This is a genomic window from Curtobacterium flaccumfaciens, assembly GCF_004361695.1.
GTDB classification, from domain to species: Bacteria; Actinomycetota; Actinomycetes; order Actinomycetales; family Microbacteriaceae; genus Curtobacterium; species Curtobacterium flaccumfaciens_B.
Genome location: NZ_SNVW01000004.1, coordinates 300,120 through 324,585, shown reverse-complemented (window position 1 = coordinate 324,585; position 24,466 = coordinate 300,120). Strand labels below are relative to the sequence as shown.

Here is a 24,466-nt window from a genome sequence, read left to right as displayed (position 1 = left end):
GTACAGAACGCGAGTCGCGCCTCCCGGCTGGTCGCGGTGACCGCCCTGGAGGCGCGACTCGCGCCACACGGACCGGCCTACGCCGTGACGCGCGCGCGGTGGTACTGCTGCGGCTCGTAGTCGATCGTCACGCCGAGCTCGACGGCGGCCCGCAGGGGGAACGCCGGGTCGCGGAGGAACTCGCGACCGATCATCACGACGTCCGCCTGGCCGGTGGCGACGATCTGCTCGGCCTGGAACGCGCCGGAGATCATGCCGACCGCGATCGTGCCGATGCCGGCGTCGCGCTTGATCGCCTCGGCGAACGGCACCTGGTAGCCCGGGCCGACCGGGATCGGGGCGCTCGCGACGTTGCCGCCGGTCGAGACGTCGGCCAGGTCGGCGCCGTGCTCGGCGGCCCAGCGGGCGACCTGTGTGGTCTCCTCGAGGGTGAGGCCGCCCTCGACCCAGTCCGTCGCTGAGAACCGGACGACGACGGGGAAGCCCTCGCCGACCTCGGCACGGACGGCGTCGACGACGTCGAGCAGCGCGCGGGCGCGGTTCTCGAGCGAGCCGCCGTACTGGTCGGTGCGCCGGTTGCTCAGCGGCGAGAGGAACTGGTGGAGCAGGTAGCCGTGTGCGGCGTGGATCTCGACGAGGTCGAACCCGGCCTCGACCGAGCGCCGTGCCGCGGCGGCGAACGCCAGCGCGACGACACGGATGTCCTCGGTCGCGAGCTCGCGCGGCTCGGCGTAGGCGTCGAAGGCCACCGCGGAGGGTGCGACGGTGCCCCACCCGCCCTGGTCGGTGGGGACGGAGCCGTGCGCGGCCTCCCACGGGCGGAACGTCGACGCCTTGCGGCCGGCGTGCGCGAGCTGGACGCCGGCGGCGGCACCCTGCGCGTGGATGAAGTCGACGATCGGCCGGAAGGCGTCACGCTGCTCGTCGTTCCAGAGGCCCAGGTCCTGCGGGCTGATCCGCCCCTCGGGCACGACGCCCGTGGCCTCGACCACGACCGCGCCGGCACCGCCCTTCGCGAACCCGCCGAGGTGCACGAGGTGCCACGGCGTCGGGACGCCGTCCTGCGCCTCGACCGAGTACTGGCACATCGGGGAGACCCAGATGCGGTTGCGGACGGTCAGGTCGCGGATGGTGATCGGTTCGAACAGGGCGTGCGTCACGCGGGCTCCTCAGGGGACGGGCGCCGGGGCGGGCTGCTGGCTGAGGTCCTGGAGGAACGTCCGCAGGCCGTCCGGCGACGTGTAGTGGTGGCCGACCGCTCCGATCGCTTCCGCGCCGGCGGCGTTCTCGGCCCTGTTGTCCACGAACACCATCTGACCGGCGTCGATTCCCAGACGCGTGCAGGTGTCGCGGTAGATGGACGGAGCGGGCTTGAGGACGTGCTCCTCGGCGCTCACCACGACGGTCTCGAACAGGGACCCCATCGGCGATCGGCGGTACGGGTCGCCGAAGTCGAAGCCGGCGTTCGACAGCAACGCCAGGCGGGTGCCGGCGTCGTGCAGCTCCTCGACGATCGCGAGGGTCTCCGGTTCGACCTCGAACCAGCCGGTGAAGTCGATCGCCCAGAACCGGTGGATCTCCGCCACGCTCCAGCTCCGACCGGTGCGCTCGGCGATCGCGCGCCAGTACGCCACGACGGAGAGGTCGCCGCGGTCGAGGTCGTGCCGGAGCTCCTGGTAGACGGGGAACAGCTCGTCGGCCGGGATCCCCGTCGCGTCGACCAGGGCGTCGCGGGAGGCGTGCGGCGTCCGGCTGATCACCTCGCCGTAGTCGAAGACCACCACGCGACCAGGCAGGAACAGGCTCATGCGGTCCACCGTAACGTGGCGGTCGTGAACGACTTCGTCCCCTTCGCCCCGACCGACGCCGCCGCCTGGACCACCGCCCCGGACGGGCGGTCCACGAAGTACCGCCGGGGCGTGCTCGGCGTCGCGACGGGGTCCGACCAGTACCCGGGAGCCGCCGTGATGGGCGTCGACGCGGCGGTGCACACCGGCGTCGGCATGGTCCGGTACGTCGGGCCGTCGCGGGCGTCCGACCACGTGCTCGCCCGCCGGCCCGAGGTGGTGGCCGGCATCGGACGGGTGCAGGCGTGGCTCGTCGGCTCGGGGATCTCGGCGTCGTCGTTGGACGACCTGGACGACACGACGGCCTCGGGGTTCACCCATGCCTCGGACGACGGGGTGCCGGTCGTGGTGGACGCCGGGGCCATCCCGCTCGTGGAGCTCGGGCCGCTCGCGGTGCTGACGCCGCACGCGGGGGAGCTCGCCGGCGTGCTCGACGTCCCGCGCGAGTCGATAGAGCGGGACCCGGCAGCGGCGGCGGTCCGTGCCGCGGCGCAGACCGGCAGCGTCGTGCTCCTCAAGGGTTCGGCGACGCACGTGGCGACGCCCGACGGGTCGGTTCGGCTGGTGGCCTCGTCGGCGACGCCGTGGCTCGCGGCCGCCGGTGCCGGGGACGTCCTCGGCGGGGTGCTCGGGGCGCTCGTCGCCGCGCGGCAGGGGGCGGCCGAGGCGTCCGGTTCGACGCTGTCGCCGTCCGACCTGGCGCACCTGGCAGCGTCGGCGGCGGTGGTGCACGGGATCGCGGCGCGGCGGGCGTCCGGTGGTGGGCCGTTCACGATGGCGGCGTTGATCGCGGAGCTGCCGGGCGTGGTGCGGGACCTCGTGGTCGAGGGCGACGCGCGCGAGTAGTGGGCGGGGCGTGGACGGCGCGCGGACGCGACCGGGGCCGGCCTGGAGGCGCGGGGCGGTGCCGCACCGTGCCTCCAGGCCCGCGGGTGGTGCGTTGCGGACGGGGCCGCCCCCGCGGCCGGCTACGAGGCGGGCGTCGCGTGCACGAGGAACTCCACGGCTCCGGAGTCGTCCACCTTCACGAAGCCGAGGTCCGGGGCCTGCACGCCGTAGTCCGAGAACGTGATCGGGATCGAGCCGGAGATGTCGACGCCGTCGCCGTTGAGGCCGACCTCGACGGTGGCGGTCACCGGCTTCGTGACGCCGTGCAGGGTGAGGTTGCCCGTCGCCTCGACCTTCGTCGTGCCCGAGCCGCTCGGGACCGCGTTCGCGATCGGTTCGGTCAGTGCGAACGTCGCCGTGGGGAAGGCCGCGGCGTCCATCGCGGAGTCGCGGAAGTAGGAGTCGCGCTGGTTCGAGTCGGTGGCGATGTCGGCCACCTGCACCGTGATCTCGGCCTTCGTGATCGCCGAGCCGTCGACCGTGGCGCTGCCCGTGACGCTGTCGGTGCGTCCGGTGACGGTCACGTCGGAGCCGTTGAGGACCTCGTGGACGCGGTACCCCGCCTCGGAGTCACCGCCGACCGTCCACGCACCGGACAGGTCCGCGTCGTCGAGCGTCGACGGTGCGCGACTGGCGGCGACCGACGGCGCCGCCGATGCCTTCGCGTTCTCGTTGCTCGTGTAGAGGTTCGTGCCGACCACCGCCGCGACGACGCCGAGCACGACGACGGCGGCGATGACGGAGATCCAGATGACGGCCTTGCGGCGCTTGCGCGGGGTGTCGGAGGTCACGAGGACGACGGTGACACGTCATGCTCTGGGGAGGCTGGGACTCTCCGGCCGCTACGCTCGTCCGGTGCGGAGGACGGCGGGATGACGGCGGGGACGACGGTGCGTCGGTCCCGGTGGCTCGAGGCCGCCGTGTTCGTGGTCGCATTCCTGGCCGTGCACGCGCTCCTCTGGTACCTGACCGCGGTGTCGGCGAACCTGCCGCTCGGCGACGTCACGATCACCTACAAGCGGTGGATCGAGACCGGGCACACCGATCACTTCTGGGTCGGGATCGACGCCGACTGGGTGTACCCGATCCTGGCGATCGTGCCGATGGCCGCCGCTGCCCTGGGTGGTGTCGGGTCGATCGGCACCGGGTGGCTGCTGCTCGTGGTCCTGCTCGACGCCGTGGCGTGCGCGTTCCTCTGGCGGTTCCGCGGGCTCGGCGTGCGGGTGGTGTGGTGGTGGCTGGCGTTCCTCCTGGCGCTCGGGCCGATCGGCCTCGGGCGCATCGACACCGTCGCGACCGTGCTCGCCCTGGTCGGGGTGGCCTTCGTCGCCACCCGGCCGGCCGTGGCCTCAGCCCTCTTCACCGCCGGCGCGTGGACGAAGGTGTGGCCTGCCGCGCTCGTCGGCGTGCTCCTGCTGCTCCGCCGCGGGCACCGTCGCGGGGTCATCGGCGGCGCGCTCGTCCTCACCGCGCTGATCGTCCTCGTCGACGTGCTCTACGGCGGAGCGGCGCACCTGTTCTCGTTCGTCGGCCAGCAGACCGGCCGGGCGCTGCAGATCGAAGCGCCGCTCGCGACGCCGTTCATGTGGGCGGCCGCGTTCGGGGTGCCGGGGGCCGCGGTCTACTACAACCAGCAGATCCTGACGTTCGAGGTCTCCGGTGCGGGCACCCACGCGGCCGCCGCCGTCTCCACGCCGCTGATGGCCCTGGTCGTCGTGGCCGGGGTGGTCGTGGCGCTGTGGGCCGTCCGACGGGGCGCGCACCGCACCGAGGCCGCGCCGCTCCTCGCCCTGCTGTTCGTCGCCGCGCTCGTCGCCACGAACAAGGTGGGGTCGCCGCAGTACGTCGGCTGGTTCGCCGTGCCGATCGTCTGGGGGCTCGTGGCCGGTCGGCCGAGTGCGCGGCGCTTCCTGCCGATCGCGGTGGCCGCGCTGCCGATGGCCCTGCTCACGCAGATCGTCTACCCCGGGTTCTACGACCAGGTGCTCACCGTGCAGCCCTGGGTCCTCGTGGTGCTGACGCTCCGGAACGCGCTCGAGGTCGCGCTGCTCGTCTGGAGCGTCGTGGCGCTGGTGCGGCTCGGGCTCTCGGCGCGGTCGCGTGCGGCGATCCCCGCGCACACGGTGCCCGAGCGGGGCAGGATGGACCCATGATCGTCGCGTTCTCCGTCGCTCCGTCCGGTGGTCCCTCCGCATCGTCGGACGGGTCCGTGCACGACGCCGTCGCGGCGGCCGTGCGGGTCGTCCGCGAGAGCGGGCTGCCGAACCGCACCTCGTCGATGTTCACCGAGGTCGAGGGGGAGTGGGACGAGGTCATGGACGTCGTCAAGCGCGCCACCGAGGCCGTCGGGGCGTACGGCACGCGGGTGTCGCTCGTGCTGAAGGCCGACATCCGGCCGGGGCACGTCGGGGAGATCGACGGCAAGCTCGAGCGGCTCGAGGCGGCGCTCGACGCCTGACCTCGGCGGGGTGGTGCGTGCCCCCGGTCGGCGCTGACTGCGCGCCTGCTCCGCGCCTGCTCCGCGCCTGCTCCGTGCCCGGGCGACACGCCGGGGGCCTCCCGTGGATGTCGGTGGTCGGGTGTCTCATGGTCCACATCGAGCCGCACCGGGCGGCCCCGAGACGACGAGGAGCGCGTGATGATGCACGACGGCTGGTGCCCCGACTGCGACCTTCGAACGGTCGTCATCGACACCGACGAGCAGGGCGACCACGCCTGGGCGAGCTGCAGCGAGTGCGGGTCCGGATGGGTCCACCGCGACGAGCTCCCCGAGCTGGTCGGCGCCCCCGTCGCACAGCCCGAGCGTCGCGCCGCCTGACCGCGGTCGAATCGATTCGTCACCCGACTTCCGTTCGGGCGTTGGAGCGGTCTACACTGCTGAGACCGGTCGCCTGAGGCGGCCGGTCGTCCCCGTTCGCCGCTGAACCAGGGCCGTCCTCCGTCCGGTGTCGGGCTCACCCTCGGTGCTCGCGCCGAAGCGTCCAAGCATCCCGGCGTCCAGCGCCTGGGTGACGGGGTTCCTGGTTTCCAGCGCCTCGGACCGGAGGCCCGGTGCCGTACCGCGCGCACCGACGGTCCCAGCCGACTCGCCGTCGCGAGCCGACGTCCGGAACCCGTCCCGCTCCTCCCGTCCGAGAACAGGCACCATGTCCCAGCTCACGCCTGCGCGCCGCGCACTCGCGCTCATCGCCCTCGCCCTCGGTGGCTTCGCCATCGGGTCCACCGAGTTCGTCGCGATGGGCCTGTTGCCGAACATCGCCGCAGCGCTCCTGCCGCACCAGTACGGCGTCGACCCGGACGCCGGGATCGCGCACGCCGGCTGGCTCGTCAGCGCCTACGCGCTCGGCGTGGTCGTCGGTGCGCCGACGATCGCCGCGATGTCGGCGAAGTTCCCGCGCAAGGGCCTCATCCTCGTGCTGCTCGTCGGGTTCGTCGTGGCGACGGTCGCGAGTGCGATCCTGCCCTCGTTCGGCCTCGTGCTCGTCGCACGCTTCGTCGCCGGGCTGCCGCACGGTGCGTACTTCGGCATCGCGTCGATCGTCGCGGGCGACATCATGGGCCCGGGCAAGCGCGGCAAGGGCATCGCGATGGTGCTGCTCGGCCTGTCCGTCGCGAACGTCATCGGCGTGCCCGCGATCACCTGGGTCGGGCAGGTCGCGAGCTGGCGCATCGCGTACGGCGTCGTCGCCGTGCTCTTCGCGCTGACGTTCCTGGCGGTGCTGGCGTTCGTCCCGCGGAGCGCCCGCGACGAACACGCCACGATCGGCCGCGAGCTGCGGGCCTTCCGGGTGCCGCAGGTCTGGATGGTGATGGGCCTCGGCGCCGTCGGGTTCGGCGGGTTCTTCGCCGTGTACTCCTACATCTCACCGCTCGTGCAGAACGTCACCGGACTGCCGGAGTCGTTCGTGCCCCTCGTGCTCGTCGTGGTCGGCATCGGCATGGTCGTCGGTGGCATCCTCGGCGGCCTGCTGGCGGACCACAGCGTCAAGCGCACGATCTACGTCGGCATGTTCGCCCTCATCGCGGCCCTGCTCGTCACCGTCCTCACCGCGCAGTGGGCGTGGGGCATGTTCCTCGGCGCGTTCCTGCTCGGGGCGACGTCGTCCGCGATCCCGCCGGCGGTGCAGTCCCGCCTGATGGACGTCGCCGGTGACGCCCGCACCATCGCGGCGGCGCTCAACCACTCGGCGTTCAACATCGGCAACTCGCTCGGTGCGGCCCTCGGCGGCGCGGTCATCGCCGCCGGGTTCGGGTTCCTGGCGCCGGGGTGGCTCGGCATCGTGCTCGCGCTGCTCGGTGTCCTCATGACGATGGTCAGCTACGGGGCCGAGCGGCGGAGCAGCCGTCGTGCGGCGCTCCGCTCGTCGTCGCCGAGCACGGGGCCGATCACGTCGCCGGTGCCGATCGTCTGACGCGGGCGGGCGGGCACGTCGCACCGTCCACCGCTCCCGAAAGCGACAGTTCGCCGCGGAACTCCCGCGGCGGACTGTCGCTTTCGCGTGGGGGACGCGACCGGCGGGTGGGGACTGTCGCTTTGGCGGGATCAGCGCCGCCGACCACCCGACGGGAGGCGCGGTGCCAGCCCGTACCGCGCCTCCAGGCCGTCGCACGGTGCGGGCCACCGCACGTGGCGAGCAGGAGAGGCCGGGTCCCGTGACGGGACCCGGCCTCTCCGGCGAGCACGCGCGCTACAGCCCGACGGGGCTGCCGTCCTGCACGATGATGCCGTCGGTGATCGCCCGCTTCCGGAGCGCCACCTTCGTGCCGACGTCGAAGCCGGCCACGCGGTACTTCTCGCGGATGCGCTTGAGGTAGCTCTTCGCGGTCTCCTCCGAGATGCCGAGCTGGTACGCCACGCTCTTCACGGGCTCGCCGCCGCCGTACAGGGCCATCACGCGACGCTCCTGGGCGCTGAGCTTCGGCACGCCGCCGACGTCGCCGCTGTTGATCGCGAGGTCGAGCTCCGCCGAGACGTACTGCTCGCCGCGCTGGGCCGAACGGATCGCCTCGACGATCATCTCGGCGTCCTCGCTCTTGACGAGGTAGCCGAGGGCGCCGGAGGCGAGGGCCTCGCGGACGACGTTCGGCTCCGAGTAGGTGCTCATCACGACGGTCTTCACGCCGGCGGTCTTGAGCGTCGAGATCTTCAGCGAGACCGGGATCGAGTCCTTGAGGTCGAGGTCGAGCAGCACCACGTCGACCGGGAACGCGGGGCTCGTGAGGAGCTCCGGCCACGTCGTGACGGCCGCGACGAGGGTGATGTCGTCGGCGGCGTTCCGGATCCACTCCGTCAGCGCGCCGAGGAGCATCCTGTGGTCGTCGACGAGTGCGAGTCGGATCGGTTCCTCTGGAGTCGCCATGCTGGCGTCCTTTCTACGGGGCAGTCGTGGCAGATCCTAGGTGGACGGGCCACGTGACACGGGCAGGCTGGTCAGGGTGTCCGGCAGTTTCGGGCCAGCCGGGTCCGTGCGACGACTACATCGACGGATGTCGGTCGACGACGCAGTGCGCGACGACGTGGAGCACGCCCTCCCGCACGGTGTCGGTGTACGGACCGATCCGCTGGAGGGCACTCCACGCGGTGGGGCCGAGTCGACGACGGGGGACGCCGCGCGACTCGAACACGATGGGGACGTCCATGGTCTCGTCGGTGACGGGGTGACCGTCGGAGCCGACCGGGCCGAGCGTGACGGACACGACGGGCGAGCCGGCCTGGGAGCCTCGGCCCTCGGCAACCCCGACCATCTGCCAGAGCGCCTGCAGCAGCCCGTCGCGTTGGGCGGGGGAGAGGTGCCCGGCGAGGGACTGCGGATCGGCGACGCTGACCGACCGGCCGAGGTTGTCCGACTCCGTGATCGCGTGGTACAGCCAGGTCTCGCGGCGGCCCTCGATGAGGTGCAGGCGGAGCTCGGTCGCGAGCGAGGCGGCGACCGACGCCGACGCGTCGGAGAGCGGGAGCGGATCACTGCCGTTCGCGACGGCGTCGAGGAGCTTCTCGGCCGCGAGGTCGAGCCGGGCGAGTTCGTCCGAGGCGAGCATGCCGACCGCGAACTGCGGCGCCTGCACGTTGCTCTGCACGAGGACGCGGTCGAGTTCGCGCTGCACGAGCTGGCGGAACCGCTGCACGACGAAGATCGCGATGGACGGCGGCACCACGACGAGCGAGAGCGTCGACACCAGGCCCGGCAGGGTGTCGCTCGTGATCGGGGTCGAGGCGATCGCCATCCCGATGAACGCCAGGGCGAGGACGGCGATGGCGGCGGCGACCTCGCGTGCGGGCCGCAGCGTGGCGACGGGGAGCAGTGCGAACCCGGCGGCGACCGACGCCGACGCGGTGTGCACGAGGTCGTGCTCCGGCCAGATCCCGACGAAGTCGAGCGTCACCACGCAGCCGAGGACCACGCAGATGAGCCCGAAGGCCAGTCCGGTCAGCCGTTCGCCGTAGTTGAGCAGGCTGAGCCCCACCCCGACGGCCGCGATGAGGTACAGCGCCCACGCGGCGGCGGGCAACCACGGGTTCGTGAAGTCGTCCCAGCGGATGAGGAAGAAGACGATGCCGGCGACGGCCTCGATGCCGGTGAGGACGGCAGCGCCGAGCCCCAGGTACCCGGCGCCGAGCGATGCCCCCGGCTTGGCGGCCTGCCGCAGCGAGCGTGCACCGGTGGAGGTGGAGGGCAGACCGCGGGCCTGTCGACGTTCGCTGCCCCGGTACCGTTCACGGGCCTCCCGGCGGGTGCGCGGTGCGGGCTGGACGGGCTCACCGGGCAGGCCGCGGCTGATGGTGTCCTCGGGGATGCGGCTCATCGGGGCGCCTCCAGCACGACGGTCGTGCCGGAACCCGGCGCGGAGAACAGCTTCGCGTCGCCGCCGACCTCGCGGAGGCGGTTCACGACGCTCTCCTTGAACCCGAGGCGTTCGGCACTGATCTCCCCGAGCTCGAAGCCGACGCCGGAGTCGGTGACCATCGCACGGACCATCTCGTTGTCGTGGACGATCGTGACGTGGGCCTCGCCGACCCCGGCGTGCCGACGGACGTTCTCGAGGCACTCACCGAGGGCGAGGAGGAACGCGTCGAGCACGTGCGACGGCAGCAGGACCTGGCCGGTGCCGTGCCAGCTGACCTCGAGGCCCATCCGGCCGAAACGCTGCTTGACCGACTCGAGGGTCTGCCCGAGGGGCGACTCCTCTTCTCGCGTGAGCGAGTAGTCGCCGGACTGCTGCGGCTGGGGCGTCGCGCCGAGGCGCAGGTGGCGGAGGAGCCGTGCGTCCTCGGCGGCCTGCTCGCGCATCGCCTGCTCGGAGACGCCGACTCCGGAGTGTGCGAGGAGCGTCAGCGTCGCGAGCACCGTGTCGTGCAGGAGCCGCGCACCCTGGCGTCGCTGCGCCTCGGTCTCGCTGGCCTGCCGTTCGGCGCGGTGCGCGGTGCCGATGCTGTAGATGCGGCGGGCGACCCGGGGGATGCTCCGCGAGATCCAGATCGTGACCACCGCGATGAGGACCCAACCGAGCAGGGCGCCGGTCACGGGGGCGGCGAGGATGCCGCCGCTCGCCCAGGTCATCGCGACGACGACGATCCCGCCGGTGGCGATCGTCAACCCGAGGCCGACCGGGTGCCCGCGCTGCGCCATGAGCGGGGCGGACAGGGTGCCGGCGGCGAGCGGGACGACGGCCGACGCGATGACCGGGCGGACGGTGTCGTCGACGCCGAAGAACAGCAGTGCGAGGGCGCCGAGCCCGGACGCCAGGATGAGGGCCGTCCACCAGACCGCGTTGTTCCACCCGAAGACGAGCAGCGCGCCGATCATGATCGCGATGCAGGCGAGGGCACCGACCAGCGGGACGGCGGGGACCGCGAGCGCGGAGATGATCCCGATGACGGAGACGAGCGCGCACACGATGCCGACGACACGGGTGGTGGACCGCAGCAAGCGGTCGCGTTCCTGTGCGATGAAGTCCATCGATGTCCTGGTTGGTGACGGGGAAACTGGTGGTGCCGGGTCGTGCGTGGTGCGGCGTCGTGCCGGGAAAACCGAGCCTCGGTCAGGCCGGGGCACCACGCCATCATTCCACGCGCGACACCCGTTGGGGGGTGTTCGGCGCGCGGTGCCGCGTCGGATGGTTCTGTGATCGTTATTGCACGCGTTATGCGAACAGCGGAAGGGCCGGTCACCGGCGCCGGCACCCCGCCCCGCCTACCCGTCGAGCAACCGCCCGAGGTGCGCCCCGACCGCCTCGTGCTCGATGAGGAACCCGTCGTGCCCGAACTCGCTCTCGATCACCGCCGCACGGTCGCCGTCGAGCGTGTCCGGCACGCCGGCCGCGATCCGGTGCTGGTCCTCGATCGGGAACAGCCGGTCGCTCGACACCCCGACCACCAGGGTCCGCGCCGTCACCAGGGCGAGCGCTGCCGCCACCCCGCCGCGACCGGCCCCGACGTCGTGCGAGTCCATCGCGTGGGTGAGCGTCACGTAGCTCGATGCGTCGAACCGCCGGGTGAACTTGTTGCCGTGGAAGTCGAGGTAGCTCTCCACCGAGAACCGGCCGTCGTCGCCGAGCGGGGACACGTCGCTCTGCCACGACCGGGCGAAGCGGCCGTTGAGCTCGTCGGACGCGCGGTAGGTCATCAGCGCCATCCGCCGCGCGAGGGCGAGCCCGCGGTGGGGTCCCTCGCCCGCGTCGGCCTCGTAGTAGTCGCCGCCGGCGAACGCGGGGTCCATCTGGATCGCTGCGCGCTGCAGCGAGTTCGCGGCGATCTGGTCGGCCGTGGTCTGCGCCGTCGAGGCGAGCACGGCCAGCCGCTCGACCCGCGAGGGGTGCGACACCGCGAACTCGAGCGCGTGCATGCCGCCCATCGACCCGCCGACGACCGCGGCGAAGGTCTCGATGCCGAGCCGGTCGGCCAGCTGCGCCTGCACGGACACCTGGTCGCGGACCGTGACGAACGGGAAGCGTGAGCCCCACTCGAGGCCGTCCGGTGACACCGACGACGGACCCGTCGTGCCCTGGCAGCCGCCGAGCATGTTCGGGGCGATCACGAACCAGCGGTCGGTGTCGATCGCGCGGCCAGGTCCGACGACGTCGCCCCACCAGCCGGCGGTCCTGTGGCCGGGTCCGGGCAGTCCCGCGACGTGCGAGTCGCCGGTCAGCGCGTGGAACACGAGGACGGCGTTGTCCCGCGCTTCGTTGAGTTCACCCCAGGTCTCGTAGGCGACGCGGACGGCGGGGATCCGTCCGCCGCGGACCCACTGCTCGCCGAGCGCCGCGAAGTGGCGTGCACCCGGGTGGTCACCGGGTCGCCATGCGCCGGTCACGGGTGGCTTGCCGAGCGTGCCGAGTTCGGTGCCGGGCACGAGGGTGGACGGCACGGAGTCCTCGGGGGTCGTCTGCCAGTCCATCGGGTCCAGTCTGCCGGGAGGCGCGGGTCGCCGCCGCCGTGTTACGTCACGTCCGCCCCGTGGCCGGGTCCCGGGCACGTGGCCGGGTCGGTCGCGCGCGCTGCGGCCGGGCGTCCCCGCGCTGCGGCCAGGAGTCCTCGCCGCGCTGCGGCCGGGTGTCCTCGCGCTGCAGTGGAACGACGTGGCTGTCGTCGTACGACGTCGACGGTGTCGCACGGCGCTCACGCATCCGATGCGTGCGCAACGAGCGACGTCCCACGAGTCGATCGACTCGTGGGACGTCGCAACATGCACAGGCATCGAGCGCGCCGTGCCTCGGTGCCCGGGCGGGAGGAACGCTAGGCGCGCAGCCCCTCCTGCGAGACCGCACGCGCCGCGGCCAGCCCGGCCTCGAGGTCGGCCTTCAGGTCCTCGATGTTCTCGATCCCGACCGACAGCCGCACCAGGCCCGGCGTGACACCGGTGGTCAGCTGCTGCTCCGGGGTGAGCTGCGAGTGCGTGGTCGACGCGGGGTGGATGACCAGGGAGCGCACGTCGCCGATGTTGGCGAGGTGCGAGAACAGCTGCAGGTTGTCGACGAACGCCTTGCCCGCCGGCACGCCGCCCTTGAGCTCGAACGACAGCACCGCACCGACGCCCTTCGGTGCGTACTTGTTCGCCGCCGCGTACCAGGGCGAGGTCGGCAGGCCCGCGTAGGACACCGACGCGACGTCCGGGTGCCGGTCGAGCCACTCGGCGATCTCCTGCGCGTTCGACACGTGCCGCTCGATGCGGAGCGACAGCGTCTCGATGCCCTGCAGCAGCGCGAAGGCGGTGTCGGGGGAGTTCGACGCCCCGAGGTCGCGGAGCAGCTGCACGCGCGCCTTGATGATGTACGCCAGCGCGTTGCCGACGGCCTGCGCGAACACGGCGCCGTGGTACGAGGGGTCGGGCGTGTTGAACTCGGGGAAGCGCTCGGCGTGCTCCGACCAGGGGAACGTGCCGCCGTCGACGATGACGCCGCCGATGACGGTCCCGTGTCCGCCGAGGAACTTCGTCGCCGAGTGCACGACGATGTCGGCCCCGTGCTCGAACGGACGGATGAGGTACGGCGTCGCGATGGTGTTGTCGACGATGAGCGGCACGCCGGCGTCGTGGGCGATCCCGGACACCGTGGCGATGTCGAGGACGTTGATCCGCGGGTTGCCGATGGTCTCGGCGAAGAACAGCTTCGTGTTCGGGCGGACCGCGCGACGCCACTCCTCGGGGTCGTCCTGGTCCTCGACGAACGTGGTCTCGATGCCGAGCTTCGCGAGCGTGTACTTGAACAGGTTGTACGTGCCGCCGTAGATCGACGACGAGGACACGATGTGGTCACCGGCCCCGGCGATGTTGAGGACCGCATAGGTCTCGGCGGCCTGGCCGCTCGCGACGAGCAGTGCCCCGGAGCCGCCCTCGAGCGCCGCGATGCGCTGTTCGACGACGTCGTTCGTGGGGTTCATGATGCGCGAGTAGATGTTGCCCGGCTGTGCCAGGGCGAACAGGTCGCGAGCGTGGTCGGAGTTCTCGAACACGTACGAGGTCGTCTTGTAGATCGGGGTCGCGCGGGCACCCGTGGTCGGGTCCGGCTGCGCGCCGGCGTGGATCTGCGTGGTCTCGAACCGCCAGGCGGCGGCGTCGTTCGTGGTCATCTCGTGCTCCTGTCCAGTGCGATCGGGTGGTGGGTTCAGGTGAGCTCGAGGGGGCCACGCCGGCCGGTCCCGAGCAGACGCGCCAGCGGCTGGTCGGCCGTGCCCGGTGGGGATGCGCCTTCACGTCGGAGGCCACGGTACGCACGTGGCCGGGCGGGTACCAGCGCACCCGCCTCGGGACGTAACGCGCGGGGCGGAGACGACCCGCGCCTCCAGGCCAGCGCCGGCCACGCACCGAGCGGGGCCGCACCGTTCGAGGGGAGCGACTAGGCGGGGTCGCGGCGGAAGAGCCAGTCGACCTTCGGCTCGAGCAACCAGCGCATCCCGCGGCGGACGAACGGCTGCGCGAGGAACAGGCTGACGGCGCAGGCGAAGCCGACCATGAGCAGGACGTACGGCCACGCGGAGTGCGGACCCGCGAGGATGCCGGACTCGCGGACCGGGTAGAGCAGGAAGGTGTGGAGCAGGTAGACGTACATCGTCGCCGCGCCGAACTGGGTGATCCACACGTTCCGACGGGGGACGAGCAGCAGGAACGACGCCGTCAGCAGCGCCGCCAGGAGCATCAGGCCGAAGCGCACCGCACCGGCCCACCAGGCGTCCTCGCCGAGGCCCGAGTAGGAGTCGTCGTAGAAGAACCAGTGGTGGAGGTCGAACTCCTTGAACTGCGGGATCCAGAGCGCACACGCCACCGCCCAGGCCACGAACACCGCGGCCGCTGCGATCCGGACCCGCACGACGATCCGCCGGGGTGCGTCGTACCAGCGGTCGAAGACGCCCCACTGCTTCACCTGCCAGCCGAGCAGGAAGAACGGCAGCAGGCTGATCGCGCGCGACAGGGAGAGGGTCGAGTCGACGTTGTCGAAGTAGCCGACACCGATGCTGAACACGACGGCCCAGAACAACGGCCACCGCAGCTGCGCGAGGTACGGCAGGATCAGCTTGAAGATCCCCAGCGCGAGCAGGAACCACAGGGTCCAGGTCGGCTGCGTCGGGTTGAACTTCTTGCCGCCCTCGAAGAGGCCCTGCACCACCGTCCAGATCGTCTGCATGATGATGTACGGCACGACGATGTCGGTGATCGTCCGGCGCATCCGCTTCGCCGTCGGGGTGTCGGCGGAGGAGAAGTACCCGCTGATCACGCCGAACGCCGGCATGTGGAACGCGTAGATGAATGTGTACAGCGCGAGGGCGTGCTCGCTCGCCGTCGTCTGCCGCTGGATCGCGTGTCCGATGACCACGAGCGTGACCGCGAGGAACCGCGCCGTGTCCCACATCGGGATACGACGCTTCGCGCGGCCGGGCTCGAGCTCGGTGGCGGGCGCCGAGGGCGCTGGAGGGGCGGCATCCGTCGTCATCCCCGGTCACGTTACCGGATCGTGATGTCCGGGGATCGGTACGGTTGCAGGGGAACCCCCGCCCGACCCAGGAGGAAGCACATGGCACCACGTCGCGCAGTCGTCACCGGAGCGAGCTCGGGCATCGGGGCGGCGACCGTCCGGCTGTTCCGCTCCCACGGGTGGGACGTCCTCGCCGTCGCGCGGCGCGAGGCGAAACTGCAGGCGCTCGCCGAGTCCACCGGCGCGGACGTGCTCGTCGCGGACATCACGGACGCCGCCGACGTCGAGGCGCTCGCCGCGCGGGTCGACGAACTCGGGGGAGCGGACGTGCTGGTGAACAACGCCGGCGGCGCCCTCGGCTCGGCGAGTGTCGAGGCCTCCGACGTCGACGACTGGCGCGCGATGTTCGAGGTGAACGTGATCGGGACGAAGCGCGTGATCGCGGCCCTGCTCCCGCACCTGCGGCGGCGCGCAGTGACCGCGGGGAACGCGGACATCGTCACCGTGACGAGCACCGCCGGGCACGTGGCGTACGAGAACGGCGGCGGGTACAACGCCGCGAAGTTCGCCGAGCACGCCCTGGTGGCCGCACTCCGGCTCGAGCTGAACGGCGAACCGCTCCGGGTCGTCGAGGTCGCCCCGGGGCTGGTGAAGACCGACGAGTTCGCACTGACCCGCTTCCGCGGCGACGCCGAGAAGGCCGCGGCGGTGTACGACGACGTGCCGGAGCCACTGGTCGCCGAGGACGTCGCCGAGGCGATCGTGCACGCGGTCGAGCTGCCGGCGCACGTGAACCTCGACCTCGTGACGATCCGGCCGGTGGCGCAGTCGGCGCAGCACAAGCTCGCACGCGGGACGCTCACCCCGCGGGTCTGAAGCGACGGGCGTACGCGCCCGGGTGCACCTGCGGGTCGCGGGCGCGGGGTCCGTGCCGGTACCGTGGTCGGATGCCGATCAGCAGCGACTCCGGGCCATCCGCCCAGGCTCCCTCGACCGTGACCGTGACGAGCGGGCCCGAGGTGCTCGGATGGCTGGAGTTCGGTGACGCGGCTCGCCTGCTCGCCAAGGACGTCCTGTCCTCCGGCTTCGAGCCCGAGGTCGTCGTCGCCGTCGCCCGCGGCGGACTCATCATCGCCGGGGCCGTCGCGTACGCCCTCGGCACCAAGGAGTGCGGCTCGATCAACGTCGAGTTCTACACCGACGTCGAGCAGCGCCTCGAGGAACCGGTCATCCTGTCGCCCGCCCTCGACGCCCCGAGCCTCGCCGGCAAGCGCGTCCTGATCGTGGACGACGTGTCCGACTCCGGCCGCACCCTCCGCCTGGTCGTCGACATCGTGCGGAACGCCGGCGCCGACGTCCGCAGCGCCTGCCTGTACTCGAAGCCCGGCACCGTGCTCGAGCCCGACCACGTCTGGCGCCGCGTCGACGGGTGGATCACCTTCCCGTGGAGCGCCCTCGCCCCGGTGACGGCCGAGTCGTGAGCATCCACCTGGTCGGCGGCGGACCCTTCGCCGCCGCGGACGCCGCAGCGCCCTTCCTCGCCGAGGCCACGGCACGCTCGGCAGCCGTCGGCCGGACCGTCCCGCGCATCGGCCTGCTGTCGGTCGCGAGTTCGGTCGGCGCGAGCCCGAGTTCGACCGCGGACATCGCAGAGGTCCTCGGCGGCGCCCGTCAGGCCGAGGTCCTCGTGTCCGAGATCGCCCCGGGCGAGGTCTTCAGCACCACCGTCCTCAGTGACGTCGACGCACTCGTCGTCGGGGGTGGGGTCACCCCGCACTACCTCGACGCCGTCGCCCCGCTCGTCGACCAGATCCGCCTGCTCGTGGCCGACGGCCTGCCCTACCTCGGCTACTCCGCCGGCGCGATGATCGCGGCCGACCGTGCCCTGGTCGGCGGCTGGCGCATCGGCGGCGTGGAGATCTGCCCGGAAGAGGCCGCCGAGGGACTCGACGAGGTCGAACTCCGCGAAGGCCTCGGGCTCGTCGACCTGACCATCGACGTGCACGCCGTGCAGGCCGGCACGCTCGCGCGGCTGATCGCCAGCGCCGAGGCCGAGTTCGTCACCGCCGGCCTCGCGATCGACGAGGACACCACGCTCGTCGTCGGTGAGGGCGCGCTCGAGGTCCGCGGCACCGGGAGCGTCTGGCGCGTCGTCGCCGGTGACGAGTCCGTCTCCGTCGCCACCATGGGCGCCTAGGCACCGACGACCGTGCAGCCGCGCCCGCTCGCCGACCTGGTCGACCCGGGCTGGGCCCGTGCGCTCGCCCCGGTCGAGGACGACGTCCACCGGATGGGCTCCTGGCTGCGCGACGAGGTGGCTGCCGGTCGGCACTACCTGCCCGCCGGCGACCACGTGCTCCGCGCGTTCGCCGACCCGTTCGACGCCGTGAAGGTCCTCGTCATCGGGCAGGACCCGTACCCGACGCCCGGCCACCCGATCGGCCTGTCGTTCGCCGTCGACCCGCACGTGCGGCCGGTCCCGCGCAGCCTGGCGAACGTCTACAAGGAGCTCGAAGCGGACCTCGGCGTGACGCCGCCCGCGCACGGCGACCTCCGGCCCTGGTCGGCGCAGGGCGTCCTGCTGCTCAACCGGGTCCTCACCGTGCAGGCGGGCGAGGCCGGCAGCCACCGCGGCAAGGGGTGGGAAGCCGTCACGGACCAGGCCGTCCGCGCCCTGGTCGCCCGGGGCACGCCGCTCGTCGCCGTGCTGTGGGGTGCGCAGGCCGGGTCCGTCCGACCGCTCCTCGGAGACACCCCGGTGGTGGCATCCGCGCACCCGAGTCCGCTCAGCGCGTCGCGGGGGTTCTTCGGCAGTCGCCCGTTCTCGCAGGTCAACGAGCTGCTCGTGGCACAGGGAGCGGACCCCGTGGACTGGGCGCTGCCCACGGTCGCGCCCGCGGCATAGGCTCGGTCCGTGCTCGAGGAGGAATACCAGCGGCGGCGGGTCCTGCCACGACACCTGCGTGCCCCCGTGCCCGCCGAGGCTGCGTTCGTGTACTCGATCCGCGCCGCCGAACCCACGGACCTGCCCGACATCCGCGAGATCCACACGCACTACGTCCGGAACTCGTCGGTGACCTTCGACCCGTCGGCGTTCACGTTCGCCGCGTGGAAGCGGCGGTACGACGACATCCGCAAGCGGAAGCTGCCGTTCCTCGTCGCCGTGAACCCGTCCGGCCAGGTGCTCGGGTACGCGCTCGTCGACGCGTGGAACCCGCGCGACCGGTCGAACCGCGTGGTCGAGGACTCGATCTACCTCGGCGCGGCGTCCGGCGGGAAGGGACTCGGTCGCGCGCTCATGGAGGCCCTCATCGACGAGTGCCGTTCGGCTGGCGTCCGTGAGGTCGTCGCCGTCATCGCCGACCGGCAGGCCGAGGCCTCGATCCGCCTGCACGAGCGGCTCGGCTTCGAGGAGGTCGGACGCATGGGCAAGGTCGGCTACAAGTACGACCGTTGGCTCGGCACCGTCACGATGCGCCTGCGGCTGCGTGGACCCCGGCTGTTCCGCGGTCGGCCGGAGCGCGCGTAGGGGGCGGTTTCGCGCGGAGGAGGACGTTTCGCGCGTAGGAGGCAAGTCTTTTCGACCTCCGACGAGCGGAACGGCATCCCACGTCGGGTGCGATGGGCAGGAACGCCCACGCGTCAGCCGGCAGGCGCCTCCGCGATGAACTCGTCGCGCGTGACCCGCACGAGCTCGGTCGTCGCAGCCGATGCCCCGGCGACGTCACCGGCGACCACGGCCTGCGCGGCGGCGAGGTGTCGTGCCGCGGCATCGTGCGTCCACCGCGTGATGGTGTCGCGCGACTCGGAGGTGCGGGTGCGGAGCAGCGCCTCGACGGTGCCGGCGAAGTGGGCGAACACCGCGTTGCCCGAGGCGGTCAGCAGCGCTCGGTGGAACCGGACGTCGGCTTCGAGGTAGGCGCGGCTGTCCTCCGCGGCGCAGGCGTCGAGCATGTCCTCGGCGGCCCGGAGCACGGCGGGCGCCCCAGCGCCCCCGGCAGGGCCGCCGCCCGCGGCACCCCCGCCCGCCAGCGCCCCGACGGCCCCCGCCGCCAGCGCCGCGGCCACCGGCTCGACCCCCAACCGGAGCTCGAGCAACTCCCGCTGCTGCACGAAGTACGACGGAGACGCCCCCCGCCACCGGATGACCGTCGGCGCGAGGAGCTCCCACGACCCGATGCCGAGCACCTGCGTGCCGACACGCTGCCGCGGTTCGACGAGCCCGAGCGACTGCAGCACCCGCAGCGCCTCGCGCACCACCGATCGCGACACCCCGAACTCGTCCGCCACCAGCTCGGGCCGGAGCACCGACCCCGGCGAGATGCCCCCGTCGACGATGCGCTGCCCGAGCACGTCGAGCACGTGGCCGTGCAGTCCGCGACCGCGCAGTTCGGGGCCGTGGGAGCCGTTCGTGCGTGGTCCGGTCGGCATCGTTCCTCCATGCAGTACGCCGCACGCGGTGAGCGTGACGTCGGGTCCATCGAATCGGCAGACTGCCCGAGAGGGCGGATGCCGCGCGGCGGATCGTCGTATAGTCTGATTAATCAGATTATTGACGGTCGGCGCGCAGGGCGCCAGACCGCACTCGACACCAAGGCGACGGAGCCGCGCGGCAGCGGCTCCAGGAAGGGGCACCGATGCCTCACGCGCTCCAGGACCACGCGGCCGCACTCGCGGCTTCCCCGCTCGCGTCCGCACCGCACGCGTCCGCACCACACGCGTCCGCACCACACTCGGCAACGTTCCTCGCAGCCAGCGGTGGCGGCACGCCGACGGTCGACCCGTCCGGCCCCGTGGCCCAGCTGATCATCGCGGCGCTCATCGGCATCGTCGTGATCATCGTCCTGATCACCTGGCTCAAGGTCCACCCGTTCATCGCGCTGACCATCGGCGCGCTCGGCGTCGGCATCGGCGCGGGCCTCGCACCCGACGCCTCGGTCACGAGCTTCGGCAACGGCTTCGGCGCCACGATGACCAGCGTCGGCATCCTGGTCGGCCTCGGCTCGATGTTCGGCAAGATGCTCGTCGACTCCGGTGCGGCCGACCGCGTGGTCGACACCCTCGTGCGGAGGTCGTCGAAGGCGGCGCTGCCGTGGACGATGGCCCTGATCGGTGCGCTCATCGGCCTGCCGATGTTCTTCGAGGTCGGCCTCGTGCTCCTCATCCCGATCATCGTCCTGGTGGCGAAGCGGAGCGACGTCCCGATCATGAAGATCGCCGTGCCGGCCCTGGTCGGTCTGTCGACGATGCACGCGTTCGTGCCGCCGCACCCCGGTCCGCTCGTCGCGATCTCGACGGTCGGTGCGAACCTCGGCACCACCCTCGCCTTCGGCATCGTGCTCGCCATCCCCGTCATCGTCCTGGCCGGCCCCGTCTTCGCCCGCTTCGCGGCGCGCTGGGTCGACATCCCCGCACCGGACATCTTCGGGTCGCGTGGGGACGGCGGCTCCGGTCCGCAGGACCCCGCGCACGACGGCCGGGAGGCGCGGCGCGGCCCCGCCACGCAGGACACCGCCTTGCTGCCCCACGGCAAGAGCGACTTCACCCGCGTCATCAGCGAACCGCGCAGCCCGTCGTTCACCGTCGCGCTCGTCGGCATCCTGCTGCCCGTCGTGCTCATGCTCGCCCAGGCGATCCGCGAGGCGACGGTGCCCGACGCCTCCGGCGCGTGGGTCAGCCTGCTCGACTTCCTCGGGTCGCCGATGATCGCGATCGGGATCGCCGCCGTCTACGCGATGGTCTTCTTCGCCATCGGCGGCGGCATGGACCGTTCGGCCGTCTCGAAGTCGCTCGAGAGCGCGCTGCCGCCGGTCGCTGGTGTGCTGCTCATCGTCGGCGCCGGTGGTGGCTTCAAGCAGGTCCTCATCGACACCGGGATCGGCGGGGTGATCGCCGACGCCGTGAAGGACTCCGGCATCTCGGTGCTGCTCGTGGCCTGGGTGGTCTCGGCGCTGGTCCGCGTGGCCACGGGCTCGGCCACCGTCGCCACGGTCACCGCAGCGGGCATCATGGCCCCGATCGCGCACGACCTGTCGACGCCGATGACCTCGCTGCTCGTGCTCGCGATCGGTGCCGGTTCGGTGTTCCTGTCGCACGTGAACGACGCCGGCTTCTGGCTGGTGAAGGGGTACCTCAACACCACGGTCGGGCAGACGTTCAAGACGTGGACGGTGCTCGAGTGCCTCATCTCGGTGCTCGGCCTCGCCGGGGTCATGCTCGCGGGGGTGTTCATCCATTGAGTACCGACAAGGAACTGCGTCCCGACAAGGAGCTGCGTCCCGACGGGGAGCTCGACGCACGCGTCCTCGTCGTCATGGGTGTCTCCGGTTCGGGGAAGTCCACCGTCGCCGCGATGGTCGCCGAGCAGCTCGGGTGGGACTTCGCCGAGGGTGACGCGATGCACCCGCAGGCGAACGTCGACAAGATGCACGCCGGCACGCCGCTGACGGACGACGACCGCTGGCCCTGGCTCGACGTCGTCGCGGCGTGGATCCGCGACCACCTCGACCGCGGTGTGCCGGGTGTCGTGACGTGTTCAGCGCTCAAGCGCTCGTACCGCGACGTCCTGCGGGCACCCGGCGTGGTGTTCGTCCACGTCGCTGGCGACGGTTCGCTGATCCAGGACCGCATGTCCCAGCGCTCCGGCCACTTCATGCCGACGTCGTTGCTGGCGTCGCAGCTCGCCACGCTCGAGCCGCCGCAGCCGGACGAGGCACACGTCACGATCGCCGCCGACCGTACCCCCGAAGAGGAGAGCGCCGAGGTCGTCGAACGGCTCGGGTTGGGGCCGGCTACGCCTCGGTGACCCGCCCGGCCTCGACGTGCCACTGCCGGTCGAGCCGCACGGTCTCGAGCATGCGGCGGTCGTGCGTGACGAGCAGGAGGGTGCCGTCGTAGGAGTCGAGCGCCTGCTCGAGCTGCTCGATCGCCGCGAGGTCGAGGTGGTTCGTCGGCTCGTCGAGCACGAGCACGTTTACGCCGCGGGCCTGCAGCAGCGCGAGGCCGGCCCGGGTCCGTTCGCCGGGGGAGAGCGCTCCCGCCGGCCGACCGACGTGGTCCGCCTTGAGCCCGAACTTCGCGAGCAGGGTGCGGACGTCGGCGGTCGTGTACTCGGGGACGACGGCCTCGAACGCGTCGGCGAGGGGCTGGTCGCCGGTGAACGCCGCACGGGCCTGGTCGATCTCGCCGACGGCGACGCTCGACCCCCGCGAAGCCGTGCCGGTGGTGGGCTCCTGCTTGCCGAGCAGCGCCCGCAGCAGGGTGGACTTGCCGGCGCCGTTCGGTCCGGTGATGCCGATCCGGTCGCCGCCGTCGACCTGCAGCGAGACCGGGCCGAGCGTGAAGTCGCCCTGCGTGAAGGTGGCGTCGGCCAGCGTGGCGACGACGGCGGACGAGCGGGGCGCGTTGCCGATCGTGAACTCGAGCTGCCACTCCTTGCGGGGTTCCTCGACCTCGTCGAGGCGGGCGATGCGCGACTCCATCTGCCGGACCTTCTGCGCCTGCTTCTCGCTCGACTCGCTCGCGGCCTTGCGCCGGATCTTGTCGTTGTCCGGGGCCTTCTTCATGGCGTTGCGCACGCCCTGGCTCGACCACTCCCGCTGCGTCCGGGCGCGGGAGACGAGGTCGGCCTTCGTCGAGGCGTAGTCGTCGTAGGCGTCGCGCTTGTGCTGGCGGGCGATCTCGCGTTCCTCGAGGTACGCGTCGTAGCCGCCGCCGAACAGCCGGTTCGACGACTGCGCGAGGTCGAGCTCGAGGACGGCCGTGACGGAGCGTGCGAGGAACTCGCGGTCGTGGCTGACGAGCACGACACCGCCGCGGAGCCCCCGCACGAAGCCCTCGAGCCGGTCGAGCCCGTCGAGGTCGAGGTCGTTCGTCGGCTCGTCGAGCAGGACGATGTCGAAGCGGGACAGCAGGAGCGCGGCGAGCCCGACGCGGGCGGCCTGACCGCCGGACAGCGCGGTCATCAGGGACTCGGGGCCGACGCCGTCGTCGTCCGTGCCCACGACCAGGCCGAGGTCGGCGAGGACGACGGGGATCCGCTCGTCGAGGTCGGCCGCTCCCGATGCGAGCCAGCGGTCGAGCGCTGCCGAGTACGCGTCGGCCGCCGCGTCCCCTGCGCCGGGCTCACCGAGCGCGGCAGCCGCGGCGTCCATCGTCGCGGTCGCTTCGGCGCAGCCCGTCCGACGGCCGATGTAGGCGCCGACGGTCTCGCCGGCGACGCGCTCGTGCTCCTGCGGCAGCCAGCCGACGAACGCGTCCGTCGGGGCGAGCGACACCGTGCCGGCGAGCGGTTCGTCGACGCCCGCGAGGAGCCGGAGCAGGGTGGACTTGCCGGCGCCGTTCACCCCGACGACGCCGATGACGTCACCCGGGGCGACGGTCAGGTCGAGGGAGTCGAACAGCGTGCGAGCGGCGTACCCGCCGGCGAGGCCCTTGGCGACGAGCGTGGCGGTCATCCCGCAATCGTCCCATGTCCGGCAACTGCCCCGGCGCAGCCTCGATCAGTGCAGTGGCATGGTCTTGTCGAAGGTCCGCTTGACGGGCGGCGACGCGACCACGTCCCGCAGCGCGGACGCCCCCTCCGGCGTCGCACGCCAGGCGACGTAGGCGTCGTGGTCAGCCGAGGTCGTCCAGCGTTCGAGGACGACCACGCGGGTGGGGTCGGCGTCGTCGACGAGGACCTCGAGGGACTCGTTCCCCGGGAACGCGCCGGTCTGCGCGAGTGTCTCGCGGACGGCGGTCTCGACGGTCTCGGTGGGGAGGTCGCTCCGGAGCTGGGCCTCGAGCAGGACGGTCATCGACATGGTGCACCCTTCGTCATCGGTCTCCGATCCAACCGCAGACGCTGCCCGTGTGTTCCGGGTCCGGTCGGAGCGCACCCGGCAGACTGGCCCGATGGAACCGTGCCCCTTCTGCCGCATCATCGCCGGGGACGCGCCGGCCTCGTGGGTCGAGCGCGAGGAGCACGCGGTGGCGTTCGCACCGCTGCCGGAGTCCCTGCTCGCTCCGGGGCACACCCTCGTCGCGCCGGTGGAGCACGCCGACGACCTGCTGCGGGCCGGGCCGGTGGCGTTGTCGGCGACGTTCGCGCTGGCGCAGCGGGTCGCGCGGGCGATGCGGGGCGCGCTCGGTGCGACCGGCACGGTGCTCCTGCAGGCCTCCGGGGCGGACGCCGGGCAGAGCGTCCGGCACCTGCACGTCCACGTCGTCCCGTGCTGGTCGGACGACGGCACGGTGCACTGGCCGGAGCGGCCGTCGGCGCACGTCGTCGACGGTGACCCCTACGCCGCCCTCGCCGCGATGTTCGACTGAGGGCCGTGCCCCTC

25 protein-coding genes are annotated in these 24,466 nt (G+C 72.4%); 13 read left to right on the top strand and 12 right to left on the bottom strand.

Features of this window, described 5'->3' with window-relative positions; genetic code table 11:
• Positions 1–77: 77 nt before the first annotated feature.
• Positions 78–1,160: an NADH:flavin oxidoreductase/NADH oxidase gene (locus EDF64_RS08375; RefSeq protein WP_133519545.1), complete on the bottom strand. Its 1,083-nt coding sequence runs from the start codon at positions 1,158–1,160 to the stop codon at positions 78–80.
• 9 nt (positions 1,161–1,169) lie between these two features.
• On the bottom strand, positions 1,170–1,808 hold the full coding sequence (locus tag EDF64_RS08370; RefSeq protein WP_133519544.1) for an HAD family hydrolase: 639 nt from the start codon (positions 1,806–1,808) through the stop codon (positions 1,170–1,172).
• Between the two features lie 24 nt (positions 1,809–1,832).
• On the opposite strand from EDF64_RS08370, the gene EDF64_RS08365 reads away from it, so the two are divergent.
• Positions 1,833–2,693, top strand: coding sequence for an ADP-dependent NAD(P)H-hydrate dehydratase (locus EDF64_RS08365; protein WP_133519543.1), 861 nt, complete (start codon positions 1,833–1,835; stop codon positions 2,691–2,693).
• Between the two features lie 122 nt (positions 2,694–2,815).
• Here the strand turns inward: EDF64_RS08365 and EDF64_RS08355 are convergent, their stop codons facing one another.
• Positions 2,816–3,526, bottom strand: a complete 711-nt coding sequence (locus EDF64_RS08355) for a YceI family protein (protein WP_133519542.1) — start codon at positions 3,524–3,526, stop codon at positions 2,816–2,818.
• 81 nt (positions 3,527–3,607) lie between these two features.
• Between EDF64_RS08355 and EDF64_RS08350 the strand changes: the two genes are divergently transcribed.
• The 4 genes from EDF64_RS08350 (at position 3,608) to EDF64_RS08335 (ending at position 7,147) form a co-directional block, all read left to right on the top strand.
• Complete coding sequence (locus EDF64_RS08350) at positions 3,608–4,888, top strand: glycosyltransferase 87 family protein (protein WP_133519541.1); 1,281 nt, start codon at positions 3,608–3,610, stop codon at positions 4,886–4,888.
• Positions 4,885–5,193 (top strand): thiamine-binding protein, encoded by a 309-nt coding sequence (locus EDF64_RS08345; protein ID WP_133519540.1) that lies wholly within the window; start codon positions 4,885–4,887, stop codon positions 5,191–5,193. The genes EDF64_RS08350 and EDF64_RS08345 overlap by 4 nt, the downstream gene beginning before the upstream one ends.
• A 180-nt stretch (positions 5,194–5,373) precedes the next feature.
• A complete protein-coding gene (locus tag EDF64_RS08340; protein ID WP_133519539.1) occupies positions 5,374–5,553 on the top strand; it encodes a hypothetical protein in 180 nt (59 codons plus the stop codon).
• A gap of 328 nt (positions 5,554–5,881) precedes the next feature.
• Positions 5,882–7,147, top strand: a complete 1,266-nt coding sequence (locus EDF64_RS08335) for an MFS transporter (RefSeq protein ID WP_133519538.1) — start codon at positions 5,882–5,884, stop codon at positions 7,145–7,147.
• 276 nt (positions 7,148–7,423) lie between these two features.
• Here the strand turns inward: EDF64_RS08335 and EDF64_RS08330 are convergent, their stop codons facing one another.
• The 6 genes from EDF64_RS08330 to EDF64_RS08305 form a co-directional block, all read right to left on the bottom strand.
• The gene (locus EDF64_RS08330; RefSeq protein ID WP_071293030.1) at positions 7,424–8,095 is read right to left on the bottom strand and encodes a response regulator; all 672 of its coding nucleotides are present in this window, start codon (positions 8,093–8,095) and stop codon (positions 7,424–7,426) included.
• A 115-nt stretch (positions 8,096–8,210) separates the two neighbouring features.
• Positions 8,211–9,539: a hypothetical protein gene (locus EDF64_RS08325; RefSeq protein WP_133519537.1), complete on the bottom strand. Its 1,329-nt coding sequence runs from the start codon at positions 9,537–9,539 to the stop codon at positions 8,211–8,213.
• Entirely contained in the window at positions 9,536–10,693 is a 1,158-nt protein-coding gene (locus EDF64_RS08320; RefSeq protein ID WP_133519536.1) for a sensor histidine kinase, read from the bottom strand. Before EDF64_RS08320 ends, EDF64_RS08325 begins: the two co-directional genes overlap by 4 nt.
• Positions 10,694–10,927: 234 nt before the next feature.
• Positions 10,928–12,130, bottom strand: a complete 1,203-nt coding sequence (gene metX / locus EDF64_RS08315) for a homoserine O-acetyltransferase MetX (protein WP_133519535.1) — start codon at positions 12,128–12,130, stop codon at positions 10,928–10,930.
• Positions 12,131–12,468: 338 nt separating this feature from the next.
• Positions 12,469–13,800, bottom strand: a complete 1,332-nt coding sequence (locus tag EDF64_RS08310) for a bifunctional o-acetylhomoserine/o-acetylserine sulfhydrylase (protein ID WP_133519534.1) — start codon at positions 13,798–13,800, stop codon at positions 12,469–12,471.
• A 266-nt stretch (positions 13,801–14,066) separates the two neighbouring features.
• Positions 14,067–15,158, bottom strand: coding sequence for an acyltransferase family protein (locus EDF64_RS08305; RefSeq protein ID WP_133519533.1), 1,092 nt, complete (start codon positions 15,156–15,158; stop codon positions 14,067–14,069).
• Positions 15,159–15,239: 81 nt separating this feature from the next.
• Here EDF64_RS08305 and EDF64_RS08300 point away from each other — a divergent pair, with 81 nt between their 5' ends.
• From EDF64_RS08300 to EDF64_RS08280, 5 genes are all read left to right on the top strand, one after another.
• Positions 15,240–16,016, top strand: coding sequence for an SDR family oxidoreductase (locus EDF64_RS08300; RefSeq protein ID WP_133519532.1), 777 nt, complete (start codon positions 15,240–15,242; stop codon positions 16,014–16,016).
• A 71-nt stretch (positions 16,017–16,087) separates the two neighbouring features.
• Entirely contained in the window at positions 16,088–16,621 is a 534-nt protein-coding gene (locus tag EDF64_RS08295; protein ID WP_243736298.1) for a phosphoribosyltransferase, read from the top strand.
• Positions 16,618–17,337: a Type 1 glutamine amidotransferase-like domain-containing protein gene (locus EDF64_RS08290; protein ID WP_166645654.1), complete on the top strand. Its 720-nt coding sequence runs from the start codon at positions 16,618–16,620 to the stop codon at positions 17,335–17,337. The genes EDF64_RS08295 and EDF64_RS08290 overlap by 4 nt, the downstream gene beginning before the upstream one ends.
• Before the next feature lie 12 nt (positions 17,338–17,349).
• Positions 17,350–18,045, top strand: a complete 696-nt coding sequence (locus EDF64_RS08285) for a uracil-DNA glycosylase (RefSeq protein ID WP_133519530.1) — start codon at positions 17,350–17,352, stop codon at positions 18,043–18,045.
• Positions 18,046–18,054: 9 nt separating this feature from the next.
• Positions 18,055–18,669, top strand: a complete 615-nt coding sequence (locus EDF64_RS08280) for a GNAT family N-acetyltransferase (RefSeq protein ID WP_133519529.1) — start codon at positions 18,055–18,057, stop codon at positions 18,667–18,669.
• 113 nt (positions 18,670–18,782) lie between these two features.
• Here the strand turns inward: EDF64_RS08280 and EDF64_RS08275 are convergent, their stop codons facing one another.
• Positions 18,783–19,571, bottom strand: a complete 789-nt coding sequence (locus EDF64_RS08275; protein ID WP_133519528.1) for a FadR/GntR family transcriptional regulator — start codon at positions 19,569–19,571, stop codon at positions 18,783–18,785.
• A 206-nt stretch (positions 19,572–19,777) separates the two neighbouring features.
• On the opposite strand from EDF64_RS08275, the gene EDF64_RS08270 reads away from it, so the two are divergent.
• Both EDF64_RS08270 and EDF64_RS08265 read left to right on the top strand, forming a co-directional pair.
• The gene (locus tag EDF64_RS08270) at positions 19,778–21,379 is read left to right on the top strand and encodes a GntP family permease (RefSeq protein ID WP_243736297.1); all 1,602 of its coding nucleotides are present in this window, start codon (positions 19,778–19,780) and stop codon (positions 21,377–21,379) included.
• A gap of 74 nt (positions 21,380–21,453) precedes the next feature.
• On the top strand, positions 21,454–21,945 hold the full coding sequence (locus tag EDF64_RS08265; protein WP_166645661.1) for a gluconokinase: 492 nt from the start codon (positions 21,454–21,456) through the stop codon (positions 21,943–21,945).
• Here EDF64_RS08265 and EDF64_RS08260 read toward each other — a convergent pair.
• A complete protein-coding gene (locus EDF64_RS08260; RefSeq protein WP_133519526.1) occupies positions 21,932–23,596 on the bottom strand; it encodes an ABC-F family ATP-binding cassette domain-containing protein in 1,665 nt (554 codons plus the stop codon). The genes EDF64_RS08265 and EDF64_RS08260 overlap by 14 nt on opposite strands.
• A gap of 45 nt (positions 23,597–23,641) precedes the next feature.
• Positions 23,642–23,944: a putative quinol monooxygenase gene (locus tag EDF64_RS08255; RefSeq protein WP_133519525.1), complete on the bottom strand. Its 303-nt coding sequence runs from the start codon at positions 23,942–23,944 to the stop codon at positions 23,642–23,644.
• A 91-nt stretch (positions 23,945–24,035) separates the two neighbouring features.
• Here EDF64_RS08255 and EDF64_RS08250 point away from each other — a divergent pair, with 91 nt between their 5' ends.
• On the top strand, positions 24,036–24,452 hold the full coding sequence (locus tag EDF64_RS08250) for an HIT family protein (protein ID WP_166645653.1): 417 nt from the start codon (positions 24,036–24,038) through the stop codon (positions 24,450–24,452).
• Positions 24,453–24,466: the final 14 nt, after the last annotated feature.